The sequence below is a fragment of the Pseudomonas sp. P135 genome, from assembly GCF_020312125.1.
In the GTDB taxonomy this organism is placed as follows: domain Bacteria; phylum Pseudomonadota; class Gammaproteobacteria; order Pseudomonadales; family Pseudomonadaceae; genus Aquipseudomonas; species Aquipseudomonas fragariae.
The window spans coordinates 61,876-79,021 of record NZ_JAGPYR010000017.1 but is presented as its reverse complement, the minus strand read 5'-3'; the positions used below and the strand labels follow the sequence as shown (position 1 = coordinate 79,021).

Genomic DNA, 17,146 nt, shown 5'->3' with positions numbered 1-17,146 from the left:
AGAGCATTTAACGCGTACGTCAGCGCTGATCAAGCGCCCAGCCCTCTCCCCCGCAACATTTCGCCGCTTTATACCAGCCCCTCTCAAACACCAATTTCTGTAATTCCCCTAATCTGAATCCCAGCGTCGCTCATTTCCGATCAATAGTCATGCTATCGATAAGAATATTCAATCACCCATTTGTCTCTTTTAAGGTACATTCTTCATGTACGAAGTGGAACACGTACTGTCTGCCAATGGAGTGGATATCTATCAGGGTTGGCTCGACACCGTTCGAGACACGCGATCCAAAGCAAGAATCACTACCCGGATCGACCGAGCGGCGCTTGGCCACTTCGGCGTAACCGAGCCGGTGGGTGACGGGGTCTTTGAGATGAAGCTGGATTTTGGGCCTGGATTTCGTGTGTATTACGCGATTCAGGGCCAAAAAATACTTTTTCTCTTGGGTGGCGGCTCAAAGGACAAGCAGCAAAACGACATAGACCAAGCCAAGGCTCTCTGGAAATGTCACAAGGTGAAAAAGAAATGACGACTCGTACGCGCTCCCATGATGAAAGCGTTCTGGAAATGCTCCGTGAGGACGAAGCGTTTGCCATCGAATACCTGTCTGTTGCGCTGGAAGAAATCGACGAAGATGGGGGTGAAGACGTTTTCCTTACGGCCATCCGTCGACTGATCGAGGCGAGAGGTGGCATGGGTAATCTCTCGAAGAACACGGGCTTGGCCAGACCTAACCTTTACAGGTCTATTGCTGCTGGCGGCGACCCGAAGCTTTCCACCATCCTCAAGGTGCTCCAGGCATTGGGTGTGGGAATGTCAAAGGTTGTTTCGCACAGAGCTGACATGGGCAGCCAGAGCCCCGATCAGTGACGATTCCTCACCCCGAAATGGCACCGCTTTCACGACAACGAGCAGTTTTTTGTAGTCGTCAGAGCGCCATCCGCAAGTGAAGCTGTTTGGCTTTATCTGCTCTCAGCGTTTTGTGAGGGTTGTAAGCATATTCGCCAGTCGTCAGCGTCCACATGCCTGAACAGTATGTAGCCACCACCATTGGGCACATGGTTCTTGATTTCGTACTCACGCCAGTCCGCCATCGCTCGGCCACAAATGTATTTCGGCTTGCGCTCGATTAGCCAGGCGACGGCATTGATGAATTGCCCATGCGAAAACACTGCGATGTCTTGGGCAGGATGCTCTGCAAGTCGATTCAGGAAAGACTGCGCTCTTGCTATAAATCCTGAAAAAGGTTCTGCGCCTGCTCCATCCATAAACGCTGGATCTGACCTGGCCCAATAAGCTTCAACCCAATCCCGCCGCTGAGCAACGGTTGTGTTGGCACATCGCGCGGGTTCGAGGTAGGTAAATTCTTGAATGGGCCAGGTTTCAAGCGGGGTGGCAGGGAAAGTAGCTGCGGTCGCCGTGGCGGTTGCCTGCGCTCGGGAAAACGGCGAGGCGACAATCAAATCCGGCGCATGAGTGAATGATCGGGCCACTGACTACGCTTGCTCTACCCCCTTCAACGTGAGAGGGATAGTCGCATGATCCACACTGGCTTGGCCTGCGTTGGCAGCGCTTTGTCCGTGGCGAATTAGTCTGACCTGCTTCATTAATCAGAGACTCGCTTAAGAGGCAGAGGCTGAGCGCATTCAAGCGTACGCCCCCTTCTGGCAAAACCCGTCAGCATCAGGGGGCATACAGGCGGTTGATTACCACTCACGCGGCGCAATCAGCTCCTCAATGTCCGCGTCAGTGAAACCATAAGCGTCTGCTATCCGTACGAAATCATCGGCAATGGTCTCGCGGGCGACGGTTTCGATCTCACTGCCGTTCTCTTCGAACACCTCCTCCAGCTCGTTGATTTGCTCTGTCGCTTTGTGAGTCAGGGCATACAGCGCGTCCAGGTCGGAAGGCTTTTGTTGCTCGATTTCGCGACACAGGTTGACCAGCACGTCTTCGCACATTTTCACAACGGCATCAGGGAAATACTCGTCCTGATACATGCCTTTCAGGAAGGTGTGTTTGGCCATGGTTTCATTGGTCAACTGCATGGGTATCCCTCGTCGATGTACAGTGGGCGCTCAGTGAGTCCAATGGAGGTGACAATCGGAGATGTATTACAGAGATTATTGCCCATTCTGCAGGCTGGGCGTATACGGCGGCGGAGCCAGGGCTGATAGCCTACAAGACAGTTGTGACTTATAACTCCATTGTGAGCACCGAAGATCAGGTTTCCCAGTCATGAACGAACCCCTTGATTACAAATTAATGGATAGCATCGTCGTCTGCATCAACGATACCGCGGGCTTTGGAAGAAAGGCGTTTGAAAGCTTCAGCTTGGCGACCGATGTCGCAAGGGACATGGGCGTCGATGGCGACGACGCAAATGATCTGATGGTCGAGTTCTTCGAACGTTTCTCTATCGATCTTAACGATTACGACCCTTATCGGTACTTTTTGGAAGAAGGTTTCAACTTCTTTTCCTTCAGGCGCGCCAAAGACAGACGCGGCAACATTCCGTTGAGGGTGGGCATGTTGTATTTAGCCTTGAAAGCGAGACGTTGGGATACGCAAGCATTTGAACAAGCCACATTCAGCGATGCTCCCCTGTATGAGCGCACAGAAGATATTCCGATTGATGGCTACAAGATAAAGAGCCGTTGATCTTGCCTGTGTGATCCACTTGGTATGCATGTCATACCCCAAGCGCTTTACGAAAAGTGGATGCGCTCGGTGATGACCTCAGGTTACAGCAATCCACATAATTCAAACCTCCTTTCAGCGTGACGGAGGTTTCCTGTGCGCGTGGCCTTGAGCAGGCCGCGCCCTACCAAGCTCCCGAGGCAGAGCTCATAAGGCAGCTGTGGCATTGGGTATGAAAGCAGGTGTCGACCAATAGCAGCACCAACAACTGGACCAATTCGAGAAGCTCGACTAATGGGGCTGGCACCATACAAAGTAAGTGCTTTCAGCAATACAGGCCCTTTTTTCGCATCAGATTTAGCAACGCACATGTAGATCTTCATTACGCACGAACCAAAACAGACCGCTCTCCCCGCTATGCCCCGCTACGCGTAAGACGTTTCCGATTTCCTCAGATATCTCCGCTCACGCCTCAAAATCCTATAGCTATTCCCCAGCCCATCGTAGTAGCGTTGCGCCTCTATCGATTATCGATAGGACTGAGGGCTCATGAGCCCGGCACGGAGCAATAAAAATGGATTTTCTTGAAGCACTCAATTCCCTTTCAGCAAAAGTCCGCCAGCAAGCCGCGTCTATCCGAACCGAAGAGGCTACCAAAACGGCTCTGGTCATGCCGTTTATCCATACCGTGCTGGGCTACGATGTATTCGATCCTTCTGAGGTTGTGCCGGAGTACACGTGCGATGTGGGCACCAAGAAAGGCGAGAAGATCGACTATGCCATCGTTAAAGAGGGCAATATTCAGATTCTCATCGAGACCAAGAAAATCGGCGAGCCGCTGAACATCAATCATGCCAGCCAGCTGTTCCGTTACTTCCATGTGACCACTGCAAGGATTTCGATTCTCACCAATGGCCGGGTCTACAAGTTTTTTACAGACCTGGACGCGCCTAATAAGATGGATGAAAAACCATTTCTTGAACTGGACCTGCTGGCGATTGATGACCATGCCATTCCGGAATTGCAGAAGCTGACCAAGTCGTCCTTCGACGTTGAGTCAATTCTAAATGCCGCTGGCGAGTTGAAGTACGTCGGTCAGATCAAGCGTGTGATTGCGGCACAGTTCAGTCAGCCAGACGACGATTTTGTCCGGTACTTCGCGTCACGCATTTATGAGGGCGCTATTACTCAGAAGGTACGTGAGCAGTTCACGATTCTGACCAAAAAGGCCACCTCGCAATTTCTGAACGATCAGGTCAACGACCGGTTGAAGCTGGCAATGAGCGGAGTTCAGGCGCCCACGGTGGCCGAAACCATCATCGAAAATAACACTCAGCCTGAAAAGGAAGAGCCGATAGACGACCGGATCGTGACGACTGTGGAGGAAATGGAAGGCTTCCATATCGTCAAGTCGATCATCCGCACTGTGGTTGAAGCGAAACGTATTGCTCATCGTGATACACAAAGCTATTTCGGCATTCTTCTGGATGACAACAACCGTAAACCCATCACCCGCCTGCATTTCAATCGCGCTCAGAAATACATCGGCATTTTTGAAAAGGACAAGGGCGAAACCCGCCATCCAATCGCTTCCCTGGATGATATTTACGGTTTTGCCGATGCCCTCAAGGACACCGTATTGAGCTACGCAGAGTCTTGAAAAAGCATCAATTCCGTTAACAAATATTTGCAGGGCGTGTGGCAATGCGCGCCCTGCAAGTACGTCGGGATATTTTCCGTCCCCCGACCTCCCCTCAAGCTCCCCCCTCCTTCGTCGATACCCTCCATACAACCCCGCAATCATGGATCGATGAAATGGTTATCTCACTAACCCCCGGCAACAACACGTCTCCCACCATCACCCTGCCCAATTCCGGCATCACGCTCACCCCGCAGCCGCTCACCGATCCGCAGAAAGAAGCGTTTAAGAACGCTGCTGCCAGTACACCCGCTGTCGTCTATCACCCGAGTACCGAAGTGCCTGCGACCACTGAGCCGATGGAAGCGGTTGATACCTGGATAGGTCGCTCGCAGTCGCCTGATTTCCCAAAGATGGCGGCGCAGCACGGTAACTCGACGGAGGCGCTGAAGACGTCGTATGAAGCGTTCACGTCGACGCTGGCGTCGGTGTATCCGGATCTGGCCAGCAAGAAGTTCGGCTTCACGATCGAGGCGGACGGTAATCTGAAGGCGATCAACAGTTCCGGTGAGTTGAGCGAGGCGGATACCAAGCAACTCAATACATTGTTGAATGCGTCCAGTGGGCTGAAAGCCGCTGCGGCTACCTATCGGGAGACGGCCATTGATCTGGTCGACGCCGATTCGCCCTGGAGCGGCAGTTATCTGGGTCGCTACAACCTGAACAAGGAGAACTTCGCCAATTCTCTGGACCTGGGCGCGCTGTTTATTCCCAAGACTTCAACGCCGTCCAAGGAGCAGTCGGATGGCATGTTCTTCAATCAACTGGCGTACAAAGGTGAGCTGCACACCCAGGAATCGGAGGCGGCCATGCTCGCTGCACGTGCGGCGGAGAAAGCTGCCTCGGCGGGTTGATCACAACCCTTCAGCAAATCGGTAGACGTTGCGGGCGGAGGTAGTAGTTGTCGAACTCGCCGCTCTCAACGAGCTGAAACCCGTGGCGGACGTAGAAGCGGTTGGAGTCGCTTTCTTTCAGGGGGCAGATGTATAACGTGGATGCGGTGGCATCTGCTGACGCACGGTATCTCCTGATTTGTGCCAAACCTTTAGAACTCGCGCATCGAATTCGAGGTTATAGGTCATCCAGTGAAACCTTTACCCGCTGCGGAGATGCCAGGCGCTCGCGGACAGTTGCCAGTAGCGCTTCGTCTTCCTCGGTCATCATGAAGGGTAGCTGGCCGTGCTCAGCTACGTATTGAAGGGTTTGGCGCAGTAATTCCGAGGAGGTGGCGCCAAGCCTTTCCAGCTCGAGGTAAGCACGCGCTTTGAGATCGTCCTCGATACGAACGTTGATAGACGCCATCGGGGCACCCTCAAAACGTTGCGGGCGAAGGTAGTAGTTGTCGAAATCGCCGCTCTCAACGAGCTGAAACCCGTGACGAACGTAGAAGCGGTTGGAGTCGCTTTCTTTCAGGGCGCCCACTCGTACTGTGGATGCGGTCGCGTCCGCTTGTGCGAACACTTGCCGAAGCACGGCAGCACCAATGCCCTGCCCTTGAACAGCAGGCTTGATGTACAGGTGATCCAGCAGCAGGCCGTCGCTGCTCGGTTTGACGACCACGAAGCCGACCTTGCTGCCGGCGACCTGGATGTAATGTGTGCATGACGCAGAAAACCCTTCACGAAAGCGCTCTTGGGCGCGCACCGGATCGAACCGGCCAACACGCTCGAGGCTTTCACGCATGGCTTCGATACGTATGGCCACCAATGTTTCGAAGTCTTCGGGCTGGACCGTTACCAGGGTGATGTCGGGATCATTTTCTAGAATCTGTTGCATTGTGTTTGCTCCCGTATAAAAGGCTCGACGTCAGGTGCCCTATCCAGGAACCGCGACCACTTTAGCTTTGTTGGCGGGCCTGATCGTCAAGGCGCTCATTGCCCATCGAGTCGCTTACGAACGATTTTCCCCAGGCTCGTCAGACGATATCGCTGATTGCTGCTGGTCGGTTTTTCCGGAATCGTCATGGCGAGAACGCCTTGCTCGAGCGCGGGCGAAAGGTAATGTTTACGGAAGTGTTCTGCGTCAGCCAGCTTCAACTGGTGCTGAAGCTCAATGCGTTTGATGTCTCCATTTACGAGCACAATCAGCTTTTCGACTTCCGGGGTGACTTCCGGGGTGGCTTCCGGGGTGGCTTCCGGGGCGACTTCCGGGGTAAGGAATGTGAGGGTGACTCCAGAGTTTCCTTCGCTATACCAAACAGGAGGCGCAAGGCCGTTCTCTTCGCAGGCCTGACGAATAAGTACGCTGCCGCGACCCAGCTTTTCCATATAGCCCTGTAAATAAAGTGCGTGGGCAATATCAGGATTGCGCAGCACTGAAATATGGCCCTGTTGCAGCTTGTCCGCATCGACGCCGTCCGGAAGGCTGCCGGAGTTCCAGATCTGCAGTCGGACCGGACTGATCTCTACTTTGATGCCGCCGGAAAAGCTGCTGTAGTCTCGATGAGCGAAAGCGTTGACGATGCCTTCACGTATAGCCATCTCCGGATACAGCGGTAAGTCTTCACGCTGATTGCGGCCTTGGCTAAAGCGCGCCTTGACCGGGGTGTTACGCATGATGAATGCGGATAACTGTTCGATCACTTCTGTCATCGGGCCTGCAAAATGTTGCAGATCCTGGTACTCATTGGCGGTTTTGCTGCTGTAACAAACTGCTCGCACCCGCGCTTGAGGATGACGACGCACAGGATCCTCAGCGAGTAAAACATCGGCCGCGTTGGTAAGGCGACCGTATTTTGCGAGTGAAAGTAGCTGCAACTGATGCAGCAACCCCTGCTCCGACTGCCTGACTTCCAATGGGATACGAGGTGCAGAAAGTAGTTTCTGACAGGCTGTGCGAGATAGCTGTTGCTCATCCAGTTCAGAGGAAAACAGTCGCTCCCAACGCTCTGGCTCAATCTGCTTGCGCAGGACCATATCGCGAATGACATCGACGCTGGCCTTTACGGTACTTTCGCCCTGGCGGATGTAGATATCATTTCGAAAGGCATAGGGAACATCTTTGCCTGAGGGCACTTCGATTACCAGCACTTGGCGATCATCGATCTCCTGCACTTCAACCGAAAATAATACTGGGGGCTGGATCTGGGTTTTGAGCTGGCTCTCCATTTTCTGCGCAGCACGCTGAGCGTCATCCACGCCGAGAACCTGGCCATCATCGTCGACGCCGCATAGCAGGTAGCCGCCTTGGGCGTTGAGAAAGGCGCAAACGTGCGGCCCACATATCTGAGTACTTGCGCGTGCCTTGAGCTCAAGGTTCTGGCTCTCGCCTAGCAGCAACAGTCTTTTAAGCTGGGATGGGCTTCTACTCATGGTCTTCCTTCAAACGCTGGGCGACCATTTCACTGTCACCCAAATGATCTATGAGGCGCTGCTCAAGATCCTGGTAGCGCGAGAATTGAGCCACAACGAACAGGCCGGCATCATCATCACGATCAAATTTCTGAACCCAGTTGCCTTGGCGATCGCTCAAGGGCAACTGCTCCATAGTGGCGTCTTCGTACATGTCGATGACTTTCAGATCAGTGATCGAAGTGGCCTTGGACCTCAAAGTGAGGGTTTGCCTTAGCGCCTGATTTTTGTAACCAAGCTCCCGGAGCAAGGTCCGCGCAAATACAACGCGATCATGAGCCAGAAACCACCGCGGTTTCTTCAGTTCGATAGCGAGTTTCATTTCCTGATGGGTGATGGAAATACCAGTGGTGTCCACACCGCTACCGTATTGAGGCGTGATGATACCCAGAAACAAATCACACTGTTGCACCGCTGCCAGGCAGTTTTCAAATGCGGTTTGTCCTGATGACACGGGAATGGTGCCCTTGTGAGACATCAACACTTCATAATTAAAGCTGGTCAGCAACGTGTAGACACGGTCCAGCAACTCTTCCACGCCGTAGACAGTCGAGGACACCATGATTTTGAGCTTCTTGCCATCCATGCTTTGAAGAGCCACTCCGGTTTTCAGCTCGTGGCTCTCGCAGATGCGGCAGGCTCACAGGGCTGTATTGTCTTAAGCGAAGAAAGGTACAGGCATGCGCCATGACTGCCTAGAGGGTTGAGGGACACATCATCAGGAAGGAAAACAGAGGTAACTATTATTCGTGTAGGCGCAACCACTCCTCCCGCGTCATCTCCCAGACTTCCACCTCGAACCGTCCGCCAACAAACTCGCCCTCCTGCGTGCTCACCTTGCGCATGCCTTCGCTGATCGAGATGCGCCGCGAGGCTTCATTGGGGGCGGCTTTGGGCACTTGCATCAGGGGCATGCCCATCACGTCGAACCACTGTCGATTGATCACACGGCAGGCCTCTTTCATGTAGCCGTGGCCTTGCCAGTCCGGGTGCAGCCAGAAGCCGCGGTTGTTGCCGGGATGGGTCATCAGGGTGATGCTGCCGATGATCTCGTGGGGCGCGCTCTGCAGGCGGATCATCCAGTGCCATTCGGTGCCGTTTGCTATGGCGGGCAGTGCGACGTCCTGAATGTAGCGCAGCGCACCGTCCTGTGGATAAGGCCAGGGGACGCGGTTGTTCAGGTAGCGCACGATGTCCCATAGCGGGAAGCGTTGCTGAACCGCAGGCGCATCCTCGAGCTGAAGTGGCGTCAGCAGCAGACGCTCGGTGTGCAGCGTGGGGGTGATGGTCATGACGATGTCCCTGTTCATCGAACGATGCTCACTGGATGAACGGTCCCGTATGCCGGGGATTTAAGTCGAACTGCCGGCTGCAGGCGAGGGTCTATCCTGCACCTTTTATACATCGGAAACCCCAGTGCCCAGAATCATTACGGATCAGACACCCCAAAGTGTGGTGGATGAGCAGCAGGTCAAATTGTTTGGCTCGCCCAAGGAACGGCTGGATTTTTATCGACGCGAAATTCATTACGAAACCACCAACCTCTCCAACCGCACCAACGCCTATTTGTCGGCGCAGTCATTCCTGGTGATAGCTTATGCATCGTCGATGGCCAACATGAACACGGCCTGGGGCGCGATGTTTACGCTGGTTGTGCCGCCGATGCTCGCCTTGCTGGGGCTGCTCAGTACGCTGTTCGCCTGGCCGGGTATTCGGGCAGCCTGCGACATCATCCAGCACTGGCACCACAAACAGGCGCAACTGCTGCTCAGCGAGCCGGTCATCGGGCTGACCTATGACGACTCGCCGTTGTTCAGCGATTGGGAATCCAGCGAAACCGGGCCGAAAAAGTCCTTGCTGTTCTCCAAGCGCAGTCCTTGGCTGTTCAGCTTTTTCTGGATTTTCCTCGGCGGTTTCGCAGTGTTTGTTCAGTTGATTGCGGACTGAGTCAGGTGCGGCCCTGTCATGTTCTTTGACGTGACTGACAGACTTGGGATGGGTAGATGTGACGGAGAGCGTCAGGGAAGGTATGCCCACGCTGGAGCACGAACGGTGTTTCAGTCATGCATTTTCGGCGATTATCCAGCCCTCTTCGCGAACAAGTTCGCTCCCACGGCCTCCGGCCAGAATCAAAAGCAGACTTGTATAGCGATGAGCGCTGGAGCATGGGCACGATCAGGATTCAGGCGACGGTCTTTGTCAGGCCGCCGCCCTCGGATCAGAAAACGTTGATCGGGTAGTCCACGAAGATGCGTGTCTCGTTGCCTTCGCTATTGTAGGCCTGTGCATCGTCCGAGACCCGCAGGAACGAGTTGCGCAGGCGGAGCGAGAGGTCTTTGGCCGGGCCGCTCTGGACCACGTAAGTCAGCTGGCTGAATATCTCGCGTTCCGTGCCGTCGCCGCTGCCTGCGGTGCCATCGTCGATGTTGTCGCCGCGTACGTAGGCAGCCTTGTAGCTCAGGCCGGGCAGGACCAGTCCGGACAGGTCGACGCCATAGGCCGCCTGCCAAGAACGTTCGTCCTTGCCGTTGAAATCGGACCAGTAGGAGTTGGCGAGGTAGATGGTGTTACCGCCATCACCAAAACCGCCATCGTTGCGATAGCCTCCGTAGGCGTAACCCATGTCACCGGTGCTGCGCTGATGCGCCAGGGTGAAGGAGTGGATGCCCACGGCCCAGGTCGCGGCCAGGCTCCAGATCTTGTTGTCACGCGCGTCGCTGGCAGTGAAGTCTTTATCCAGTCGGGTCTTGTAGCCGTTGAAGTCGAAGGTCAGCGACTGGTCTTGCGGCAGTGCGAAGACATAGTTCAGGTTCAGGTACTGCTTCTTGAACACGTCTTCGTTGTCGGAGGCATAGAAAGCGGCGCTGAACTCATCGGTGAATTTGTAGCTGGCGCCGTAGACGTTGATGCTTTTCAGATCACCACTGTCGCGACCTTCCGCGCTCTTGCGCGCTTCCTGGGTGAAACGCCCGGCGACCACTTCCAGCCCCTCGATCTCTTTGGAGGTGATCAGGGTGCCGGTGTAGCTTTCCGGCAGCAGACGGGAGTTGTCGTAGTTCAGTACCGGCAATTGCGGCATCTGATCGCCGTATTTGATGACGGTATTCGAGAAGCGCGCTTTTACCGCTGCGCCTGCACGGGACAGGTCATCGGCAGCCGCGCCGCTGTCGCCCTGCTTGAAGAAGTCGATGCCGCCATTGCCACTGCGGCCCTTTCCGCCATCAAGGCGAATGCCGTACAGCGCAAAAGCGTCGACGCCCACACCAACCGTGCCCTGAGTGAAACCGGACGCGAAGGTGCCCATGAAGGCCTGGCCCCATTCGGATTTGTCTTCACGGTCGTTTTTGAAGTCGCGATTGATGTAGGCGTTTCGCAGGTTGACGTTCAGGCTACTGCCTTCAACGAAGCCCTTCGAATCGGCCTGCCCCTGGGCCATGGCCTGACTGGCGCTGATGATGCCCAAAGCGAGCATGCCCATACGTGTGTTAAGCATTTTGTCTTCCTTGTTCTGCAAATGACATGCGCTGTGGCGGCGGCCAATGGCCGTCTGGCTTCCCGCCTCTGGTCAGGCGGTGGAGCGCCGCACGAGGTCATCGCAGTGGACTACGAAGCACGTACAGGGGGTGGAGCCACAGGCAGTGGGGCGCGAATCCTAGTTCGGGTGCCTGGGGGTGTCAAACGTGTGGATGGCCGGGGCCAGGTCTGGTGTATTGCTTAATCTGTCAGCACGCGCGCCAACGCTTCGAATTCGGCATCGTTGAACAGGCCTGCCGGATAGCGCTGCAGCAGCATGGCGCGAACGTCCGGTCTGGCTTTCACGGGCCTGGTCGTCCTTAACCAATCCGCCACTCGCTGGCGTGCCTCGTTACTGAGCGAAGCAGAAAAACCACGAACTCGCTGTTGGCTCATACCTGCATTCATAACGAAAACCTCTTGATTCATGAGGGGCTAAATCTACTGATGCCATGTGACAGTCAAGCTAAGAAAACGGGTTTTCGCCAGTGGAATTTAGGATAACTGCCGATAAATCTGATGAACTTAGTTATAAAGTAACGCATAAAAAAGCCCATCTGATGATGGGCTTAATACAGCAAAAACGGGACCAACTATCCAGTTGTTAGATCCAACTAGTTACTAAGCACTAGTGCTTGTGAGGCGCTGGCTGTTGCTGTGTCAGGCAGTGGATATTGCCCCCGCCCAGCAGCAATTCACGGCCTGGCGCCATTACCACCTCATGCTCTGGAAACAGCTTTTGCAGGATCTCGCGGGCCTTTCCGTCCATCGGATCGTCGAAACTCGGCGCAATGATGCCGCCGTTGACGATCAGAAAATTCACATACGACCCGGCCAGACGCACCGAAGGGTTGCGTTCCTGGCTGCCATGCACCTGATCGACGCCCGCACATTCTTCTTCTGTGGCGAACAATGGGCCGGGAATCGGCATTTTATGCACGATAAACGCACGCCCCTTGGCATCCCGAGTGTTTTCCAAAATACTCAATGCCGCATGGCAGCGTGAGTAGTTGGGGTCTTCGGGATCATCGGTCCAGGCCAGTAACACCTCGCCCGGACGGATGTAGCAGCAGAAGTTATCCACATGTCCGTCGGTTTCGTCGTTGAACAGGCCTTCCGGCAACCAGATGATTTTATCCACAGCCAGGTAATCGCCGAGGATCGTTTCGATCTGTTCGCGGGTCAGGTGCGGGTTGCGGTTGCGATTGAGCAGGCACTCTTCGGTGGTGATCAGCGTGCCCTCGCCATCCACGTGGATCGAGCCGCCTTCGAGGACGAAGCCTTCGGTGACGTAACGCGGGCAGCGCTCGATTTCGAGTACTTTGCCGCCCAGCTGCGAATCGAGATTCCACGGCGCATACAGGCCGCCGTCGAAGCCGCCCCAGGCATTGAATTCCCAGTTCACGCCGCGCACTTCGCCACGGTCGTTGATGACGAAGGTCGGCCCGCTGTCGCGCACCCAGGCATCGTTGCTGCTCATTTCCACAACCCGGATGTTCGGCATGTCCAGCCGCGCACGGGCGTTGTCGTATTGTGCAGCCGACACAGCCACCGTGACCGGCTCAAAGCGGGCGATGGCCTTGGCGATGGCGACGTGGGCAGCCTGGGCGGGCTTGCCACCCAGGCGCCAGTTGTCCGGGCGCTCGGGCCAGACCATCCAGACCTGGGTTTGCGGTGCCCATTCGGCCGGCATGTGGAAACCGTCGGCGCGTGGCGTGCTATTGAGCGTGGTCATGGCGATCAGGACTCCAGCGAACCGTCGAGGGTCTTCACCGCGCCGTACAGGTTAGGACGGCGATCACGGAACGTACCCCAGGCACTGCGGATGTGCTCCAGCTCGTCCAGGTCGAAGCTGTGGACCAGCACGCCTTCTTCGGTTTCGTTGAGCTCGGCGACTTTTTCACCGAACTGGTTGGCGATGAACGACGAACCGTAGAAGGTGATGTCGTAGCCGTCCTGCTCTTCGTTGCCAATGCGGTTGCTGGCAATCAGCGGCATAAGGTTCGCGCCGGCGTGACCTTGCTGCACGCGCTGCCAATGGTCACGCGAGCTGATGGTCTTGTCATGCGGCTCGCTGCCGATGGCAGTCGGGTAGAACAGAATTTCCGCGCCCTGCAACGCCATGCTGCGCGCGCACTCCGGGAACCACTGATCCCAGCAGATACCGACGCCGATTTTCGCATAACGGGTCTGCCAGACTTTAAAGCCGGTGTCGCCCGGGTTGAAGTAGTACTTTTCGTGGTAGCCAGGGCCGTCCGGGATGTGGCTCTTGCGGTAGATGCCCAAGTTGCTGCCATCTGCGTCGATGATCGCGATGCTGTTGAAACGCGCACGCCCTGCCAGCTCGAAGAAGCTGATCGGCAAGACGACCTGCAGTTCTTTGGCGATTTTCTGGAAGTGCTTGATTGCGACGTTTGACTCGAGGGTGGTCGCCAACTGCAGGTAGTCCGGGTTCGGCTTCTGGCAGAAGTACGGGGTTTCGAACAGTTCCTGAATCAGAATGATCTGGGCGCCCTTGGCGGCAGCTTCACGTACCAGCTTTTCAGCGGTCTCGATGTTGGCTTCCAGATCCCAGGAGCAGGCCATCTGGGTAGCAGCGACAGAAACGATACGGCTCATGAAAATATCTCCAGGGGCGGTTGCAAAGGACTTAACACCATAGCAGACAGGCGATGACGATTATGAACGTCTTTATAGCGGATATAAATCGGTATTAAAAGCTTATTATTTGCTTATCATGAATTTATTTGTAGATTTTACCGATATTAATCTGCTTAAGACTCATGACCGCGCTCATTCCTACGAGCTGGGTGTGACGCGACGGCCCTTTCGCGAACAAGTTCGCTCCTACGGCCTTCGGCCAGAATCAAGAGCAGATCCGGGTATGGCGGTAGTGCCCCGTCAGGCACCACCTATCGTGCCCATGCTCCGCGTGGGTATGCCGTTCTGGACGCTCTGCGTCCTCTATTCCAGTTCGCGCAGCACCTTCGATACGTTGTCGACGAAAAAGTCCACGCTTTGCCGGGTGGTGCACATCGGGGGTTTGATTTTCAGGATGTTCAGGTAGTCGCCGGTCGGCTGCATGAAGATGCCCAGCTCACGCAGGCGTTCGCACAGGCGCGCGGTTTCTTCTGTGGCGGGTTCCAGGGTGTGGCGGTCGCGAACCAGTTCCATGCCCAGATAAAAGCCCATGCCGTGCACCGCGCCCACTAGCGGATGTATATCGGCCAGGGCCTGCAGCCGCGCCTTGAAGTGGTCGCCCACGATTCGGGCGTTGTCCCAGAGTTTTTCCTCCTCCATGACATCCAGCACCGCCATGCCGATCCGGCAACTGACCGGGCTGCCACCGGATGACGAGAAGAAATAGCCCTCGGCCTCCAGCGCCTCGGCGATCTCGCGGCGGGTGATCACCGCGCCCAGCGGATGGCCGTTGCCCATGCCTTTGGCCATGCTGATGATGTCCGGCACCACGCCCTGCTCTTCGAAGCCCCAGAAGTAGTGCCCTAGCCGGCCATAACCCACCTGCACCTCATCGGCAATGCACACGCCACCCACCGCGCGGACCTTCTGATACACCTGTTGCAAATAGCCCGGCGGCAGGGAAATCCCGCCCGCATTGCCATACACCGGCTCGCAGATGAAGCCCGCCACCTGCCGTTGCTGCTTAGCCAGCGTGGCAAGGGCCTGATCGACACTGCGCACGTACTCAGGCGCACTGTCCGCGCCCCTGAACGGCCCGCGATAGGTGTTGGGCGCGGTGACCGGATGCACCCAGTCCGGGCGCGTGCTGAGCGCCTGCGGGTTGTCGGCGATAGAGGTTGAAATGGCATCGGTCGCCACCGACCAGCCGTGATACGCCTCCAGCACACTGAGCATGTCGCGACCACCGCTGTAAGCCCACGCCAGCCTGATCGCTAGATCGTTGGCCTCGGTGCCGCTGTTGACCAGAAACACGCGATCCATGCCCTCGGGGGCCAGCTTGAGCAGGCGCTCGGAGAACTCGGCGATCGCCGCATAATGAAAACGCGAGTTGGTGTTGAGCAACGACCACTGGCGCGCCGCCTCGTGAGCCATGCGCGGATGGCCATGACCGAGAACGGCGACGTTATTGAGCATGTCCAGGTAGGAGCGGCCCTGCATGTCGATCAGGTGGTTACGCCAGCCGCGCTCGATGTGCGGCGGGGCCTGGTAGTAGTGCTTTTGCGAGCGGGCAAAGCTGGCATCACGGCGCGCCAGCAATTGCGCGGCGTCCTGCAAGGCTGGCGCGTCACAATCAAAACCCAGCAGCGCCGACGGCGACGGGCACACTGCGCGCCAGGCATCTGCCCAGGCCGGTGTGCTGAACAGCGGCGGGCTGAGGTCCGGCGCGGTACATAATTGCAGCAACAGCGAGCCACCGCCCTGCCCGATCAAAGAACCCGCCGCCACTTGACCCTGCAGCGAAGCCTCCGGCAACACACCCCACAGCTTCAAACTGACGCGCTCGCCGACCAACAGCACCGCAGCATCGGCCGTCAGCCGCAAGGTGCCCTCGAACGGCGCATGCAGCGGCGTTGCTGCGGGCACATGCAATTCGACGTGCAGCGCAAAGGTCTCCGGCTCGCTGGCGCAGTCAGGCAAGGTGCGTGACAGACGGTATTCACCGAACCTGCTGGCTGCCAGACCACTGTCCCCGGCCGCTTGCGAAAGCAGGTATTCATCGATGCCGCTCTGCTCCCAGTTGCCTGCCACGAAGTGCTCGCTGAGCACGCCCAGATCCACCAGCACCGGCTGAAGCCCCGCCAGGCTGGGCAACAACGGCGAATAGGCAGGTTGCTCGACAGGCGGCAGGTCCAGACAAACCGCGCGCAGAATGGCGGCTTCCATCAGCGCCATCGGCACCGAAGTGGCGACATCGAAAATGTTCCATTCGCCGGCAAGGTTGGCCTGGATATACGCATTGCCAGGCTCGACGCTGGCCTGTTGTTCGCTGCTGAGCACAAGCACTGCGGATCGAGCCACGATCAGCGGCCAGAGCGCCTGCAATTCCTCGATCTTCAGCGGATTGAGGGCGTGATAGGCGGCAATGGCCGGGAGGATGTACAGCGGATCACCCTCGGCATGGTGCAGCAGCGCCGCGCAGGTCACCGACAGGTCAGCCACTCGCCAGGTACTGAGCAGATCGCCGAAATCAATCAGCCCCTGCAAGTGCCACGGGTGCCCCGCCTCGCGTCGCCAGACTGCGTTGTGCTCGGAGATGTCCAGATGCACTGCCTGTATCGGCAGTGCGGCAATCAATGGCAACAGACGGCGATGAGCCTGCTCACCGGCTTCGATCAGACAGGCGCGGGCGTCGGCATCCTTGATCACCGGCAGCAGGTGCTTGATCAACGCGTGGGCGTGGCGCGGGTCCCACTGCAGAATGCGCTGCAGACCGGGGTGGTCGAAATCGGCCAGCGCAATATCCACATGGGCACACAGTTCGCCCAGCTCGACCACGATGTCACGCCCCAGGTGCTCGACATGCCCCAGCGATTGCCCGTCGATGAACTCCAGCAGGCGCACATGCACCGCCTGCCCGTCGATGTCGACCGACAGTAACTGTTCGGTGTCGATGGCACGGATCACGCCCGGCACCTTGACCGTACTGTGGCCAGCCAGATGATGCAACGCCGCGTGCTGGGCGTTCAGCTCGCTGGTCGAATACGCCCCGTGGCAGATTTTCAGCACATAACGCCGCGTGCCGGTATCCAGCAGAAAGTTACGATCCTGCTGGCTGCCCAGCGCTTTCAGGGTGCCGCTCAGCCCGTAGTGCTGCGCGAGCAATTGCAGCGCCTGGTCCGCGCTGACCTCGGGGCAAGGCAGACTGGATCGGCGGATGAGCGTGGCAAGCGGCATGGAGAACCTCGTTCTTGTTGTCAGGCCCGGGCTCAATGAGCAAGGCGTGATGGGCAGTCGCGCAACT

The 17,146-nt window shown here is 56.8% G+C and carries 15 protein-coding genes and 2 pseudogenes; 6 read left to right on the top strand and 11 right to left on the bottom strand.

The genetic code is table 11. The annotated features are described in order from the left end of the window. Positions 1-205 precede the first annotated feature (205 nt). Positions 206-529 (top strand): type II toxin-antitoxin system RelE/ParE family toxin, encoded by a 324-nt coding sequence (locus tag KBY08_RS21375; protein WP_055010866.1) that lies wholly within the window; start codon positions 206-208, stop codon positions 527-529. Continuing rightward, positions 505-870, top strand: a complete 366-nt coding sequence (locus tag KBY08_RS21370; protein WP_058399531.1) for an addiction module antidote protein — start codon at positions 505-507, stop codon at positions 868-870. The genes KBY08_RS21375 and KBY08_RS21370 overlap by 25 nt, the downstream gene beginning before the upstream one ends. A gap of 92 nt (positions 871-962) precedes the next feature. Here KBY08_RS21370 and KBY08_RS21365 read toward each other — a convergent pair. Together KBY08_RS21365 and KBY08_RS21360 are read right to left on the bottom strand one after the other, a co-directional pair. Then, positions 963-1,607: pseudogene (locus KBY08_RS21365) on the bottom strand (histidine phosphatase family protein). 99 nt (positions 1,608-1,706) lie between these two features. After that, the gene (locus tag KBY08_RS21360; protein ID WP_046235977.1) at positions 1,707-2,048 is read right to left on the bottom strand and encodes a DUF5713 family protein; all 342 of its coding nucleotides are present in this window, start codon (positions 2,046-2,048) and stop codon (positions 1,707-1,709) included. A gap of 190 nt (positions 2,049-2,238) precedes the next feature. On the opposite strand from KBY08_RS21360, the gene KBY08_RS21355 reads away from it, so the two are divergent. From KBY08_RS21355 to KBY08_RS21345, 3 genes are all read left to right on the top strand, one after another. Beyond that, on the top strand, positions 2,239-2,661 hold the full coding sequence (locus tag KBY08_RS21355) for a DUF1493 family protein (protein WP_024640494.1): 423 nt from the start codon (positions 2,239-2,241) through the stop codon (positions 2,659-2,661). 553 nt (positions 2,662-3,214) lie between these two features. Continuing rightward, complete coding sequence (locus tag KBY08_RS21350; protein ID WP_003342475.1) at positions 3,215-4,300, top strand: type I restriction endonuclease; 1,086 nt, start codon at positions 3,215-3,217, stop codon at positions 4,298-4,300. A 155-nt stretch (positions 4,301-4,455) separates the two neighbouring features. Next, positions 4,456-5,193: a hypothetical protein gene (locus KBY08_RS21345; protein WP_111522576.1), complete on the top strand. Its 738-nt coding sequence runs from the start codon at positions 4,456-4,458 to the stop codon at positions 5,191-5,193. Between the two features lie 217 nt (positions 5,194-5,410). On the opposite strand, the gene KBY08_RS21335 is transcribed toward KBY08_RS21345, so the two are convergent. From KBY08_RS21335 to KBY08_RS21315, 5 genes and pseudogenes are all read right to left on the bottom strand, one after another. Then, positions 5,411-5,641 carry a type II toxin-antitoxin system RelB/DinJ family antitoxin gene (locus KBY08_RS21335; RefSeq protein WP_004407018.1) on the bottom strand — a complete coding sequence of 77 codons (231 nt, stop codon included), beginning with the start codon at positions 5,639-5,641 and terminating at the stop codon, positions 5,411-5,413. Positions 5,642-5,656: 15 nt separating this feature from the next. Next, positions 5,657-6,115: pseudogene (locus KBY08_RS26565) on the bottom strand (GNAT family N-acetyltransferase); the annotation flags it as partial. Between the two features lie 95 nt (positions 6,116-6,210). Further along, positions 6,211-7,650, bottom strand: a complete 1,440-nt coding sequence (locus KBY08_RS21325) for an RNA-binding domain-containing protein (RefSeq protein WP_111522577.1) — start codon at positions 7,648-7,650, stop codon at positions 6,211-6,213. Continuing rightward, positions 7,643-8,275 carry a DUF4062 domain-containing protein gene (locus KBY08_RS21320; RefSeq protein ID WP_058399526.1) on the bottom strand — a complete coding sequence of 211 codons (633 nt, stop codon included), beginning with the start codon at positions 8,273-8,275 and terminating at the stop codon, positions 7,643-7,645. The genes KBY08_RS21325 and KBY08_RS21320 overlap by 8 nt, the downstream gene beginning before the upstream one ends. 157 nt (positions 8,276-8,432) lie before the next feature. Continuing rightward, entirely contained in the window at positions 8,433-8,981 is a 549-nt protein-coding gene (locus KBY08_RS21315) for a GNAT family N-acetyltransferase (protein WP_054091743.1), read from the bottom strand. 160 nt (positions 8,982-9,141) lie between these two features. On the opposite strand from KBY08_RS21315, the gene KBY08_RS21310 reads away from it, so the two are divergent. Further along, positions 9,142-9,636 (top strand): hypothetical protein, encoded by a 495-nt coding sequence (locus tag KBY08_RS21310; RefSeq protein ID WP_024642609.1) that lies wholly within the window; start codon positions 9,142-9,144, stop codon positions 9,634-9,636. 271 nt (positions 9,637-9,907) lie between these two features. Here KBY08_RS21310 and KBY08_RS21305 read toward each other — a convergent pair whose 3' ends face one another. From KBY08_RS21305 to KBY08_RS21290, 4 genes are all read right to left on the bottom strand, one after another. Then, complete coding sequence (locus KBY08_RS21305; protein ID WP_111522578.1) at positions 9,908-11,182, bottom strand: OprD family porin; 1,275 nt, start codon at positions 11,180-11,182, stop codon at positions 9,908-9,910. A 648-nt stretch (positions 11,183-11,830) separates the two neighbouring features. Beyond that, the gene (gene aguA / locus KBY08_RS21300) at positions 11,831-12,937 is read right to left on the bottom strand and encodes an agmatine deiminase (protein ID WP_111522579.1); all 1,107 of its coding nucleotides are present in this window, start codon (positions 12,935-12,937) and stop codon (positions 11,831-11,833) included. 5 nt (positions 12,938-12,942) lie between these two features. Further along, complete coding sequence (aguB, locus tag KBY08_RS21295) at positions 12,943-13,821, bottom strand: N-carbamoylputrescine amidase (protein ID WP_003372277.1); 879 nt, start codon at positions 13,819-13,821, stop codon at positions 12,943-12,945. Between the two features lie 345 nt (positions 13,822-14,166). Further along, complete coding sequence (locus KBY08_RS21290; protein WP_111522580.1) at positions 14,167-17,079, bottom strand: aminotransferase; 2,913 nt, start codon at positions 17,077-17,079, stop codon at positions 14,167-14,169. Positions 17,080-17,146 lie beyond the last annotated feature (67 nt).

Coding starts and splice junctions, on each gene's coding strand:
- KBY08_RS21375 (WP_055010866.1), top strand. CDS start 206: ATGTACGAAGTGGAACACGTACTGTCTGCCAATGGAGTGGATATCTAT.
- KBY08_RS21370 (WP_058399531.1), top strand. CDS start 505: ATGTCACAAGGTGAAAAAGAAATGACGACTCGTACGCGCTCCCATGAT.
- KBY08_RS21360 (WP_046235977.1), bottom strand. CDS start 2,048: ATGCAGTTGACCAATGAAACCATGGCCAAACACACCTTCCTGAAAGGC.
- KBY08_RS21355 (WP_024640494.1), top strand. CDS start 2,239: ATGAACGAACCCCTTGATTACAAATTAATGGATAGCATCGTCGTCTGC.
- KBY08_RS21350 (WP_003342475.1), top strand. CDS start 3,215: ATGGATTTTCTTGAAGCACTCAATTCCCTTTCAGCAAAAGTCCGCCAG.
- KBY08_RS21345 (WP_111522576.1), top strand. CDS start 4,456: ATGGTTATCTCACTAACCCCCGGCAACAACACGTCTCCCACCATCACC.
- KBY08_RS21335 (WP_004407018.1), bottom strand. CDS start 5,641: ATGGCGTCTATCAACGTTCGTATCGAGGACGATCTCAAAGCGCGTGCT.
- KBY08_RS21325 (WP_111522577.1), bottom strand. CDS start 7,650: ATGAGTAGAAGCCCATCCCAGCTTAAAAGACTGTTGCTGCTAGGCGAG.
- KBY08_RS21320 (WP_058399526.1), bottom strand. CDS start 8,275: ATGGATGGCAAGAAGCTCAAAATCATGGTGTCCTCGACTGTCTACGGC.
- KBY08_RS21315 (WP_054091743.1), bottom strand. CDS start 8,981: ATGACCATCACCCCCACGCTGCACACCGAGCGTCTGCTGCTGACGCCA.
- KBY08_RS21305 (WP_111522578.1), bottom strand. CDS start 11,182: ATGCTTAACACACGTATGGGCATGCTCGCTTTGGGCATCATCAGCGCC.
- aguA (WP_111522579.1), bottom strand. CDS start 12,937: ATGACCACGCTCAATAGCACGCCACGCGCCGACGGTTTCCACATGCCG.
- aguB (WP_003372277.1), bottom strand. CDS start 13,821: ATGAGCCGTATCGTTTCTGTCGCTGCTACCCAGATGGCCTGCTCCTGG.
- KBY08_RS21290 (WP_111522580.1), bottom strand. CDS start 17,079: ATGCCGCTTGCCACGCTCATCCGCCGATCCAGTCTGCCTTGCCCCGAG.